Here is a 1442-nt window from a genome sequence, read left to right on the forward strand (position 1 = left end):
ACTCAAGTGCTGCAAGTTCAGCAGAAAGCCAAGCCTCAAGTGCTGCAAGTCAAGCTAAGAGTGATGACTCAGTAGCCTCAAGTGCTGCTTCAAAGGCAAGCAGTGCTGCATCAACTGCAAGTTCAGCTGCAAGTGAAGCCTCAAGTGCTGCAAGTGAAGGATCATCATCAGCTGCTCCAAGCTCAGCTTCAAGTGATTACTCAAGTGAAGCAAGCAGTGCTGCAAGTGAAGCGGGAAGTCACGCAAGTGATGCTTCAAGCTCAGCAAGCAACGCATCAAGTGCCGCAAGCGAAGCAAAGAGCAACGCTGATAAAGATCCAAACAACTCAACAGCCTCAAGCGCAGCTTCAACTGCAAGCTCAGCAGCCTCAACAGCATCAAGTGCTTCATCAACAGCATCAAGTGCCGCAAGTGATGCATCAAGCGCAGCAAGTGTAGCTTCAAGTGCACAAAGTGCCGCATCAAGTTACGCAAGTGAAGGCAACTCAAGTGCTGCAAGTTCAGCAGAAAGCCAAGCCTCAAGTGCTGCAAGTCAAGCTAAGAGTGATGACTCAGTAGCCAGCTCAGCAGCTTCAACAGCATCAAGTGCAGCAAGTGTAGCAAGCAGTGCAGCTTCAACTGCAAGTTCAGCAGCAAGCGAAGGCTCATCCTCAGCTGACTCAAGCGCATCAAGTGCAGCAGCAAGCGAAGGTTCATCATCAGCTGACTCAAGCGCATCAAGTTCAGCAGCAAGCGAAGGCTCATCCTCAGCTAACTCAAGTGCTGCAAGCGGCTCAAAGAGCAACGCTGCTGATAATAAAGGCAATAAGAATGATGGCAAGAGTAGTCAAGGTAATAAAGATACTAATAAGGGAACTACTAACAGAAAGCCATCAGGTAAGGGCGGCAACTCAACTTCTGTAGCTACTCCAATTAATACAAGTTCTTCTGCTAGAACTAACAATGGTGGTAATAATAGTGGCAATGATTATTCATCAACTTCACAACGACCATTAAGTCAAGAAGCAAAGAATTTGGCTGAAGAAGGTAACGTAGTAACTGTTGGACCTCACGGACAAGTTATTAGTTCCCACCCATCATCTGATGGTCAAGGAAGAATTATCTTTGTTGACGCAAATGGTAATGTGATCGGTGAAGTTAAGGTATCTAAGTCCGGTAAGTTATTACCACAAACTGGTGAAAAGAATAATGAAGCTGGAATCTTAGGATTAGCTTTATCTGTTCTCGGACTCTTCGGATTTGCAGTAGATAGAAAACGCAAGAAGAATGACTAATAGAGTGTACTGATACAAACTTGATGGTTTTGCAACCATAATAAAAAGCTTCGAAATTCAAATGATATAGTCCTACTTTAGTAGACAGTACAAATATATAAACTGTACTATCTATGAAAGTAGGACTTTTTGTATGTCTAGAAAAAGTAAATTTAGTTATGAAGCTAA

Annotated in this window: 1 protein-coding gene; it reads left to right on the forward strand. The window is 43.8% G+C overall.

Annotation, left to right across the window (positions count from 1 at the left end; genetic code table 11):
• Positions 1-1274, forward strand: a 1274-nt coding sequence (locus NFR82_RS08785) for an LPXTG cell wall anchor domain-containing protein (RefSeq protein ID WP_251717896.1), incomplete at its 5' end; no start/stop codon positions are given.
• Between the last annotated feature and the right edge of the window lie 168 nt (positions 1275-1442).

This window comes from Lactobacillus agrestimuris (assembly GCF_943193025.1).
Lineage (GTDB): Bacteria > Bacillota > Bacilli > Lactobacillales > Lactobacillaceae > Lactobacillus > Lactobacillus agrestimuris.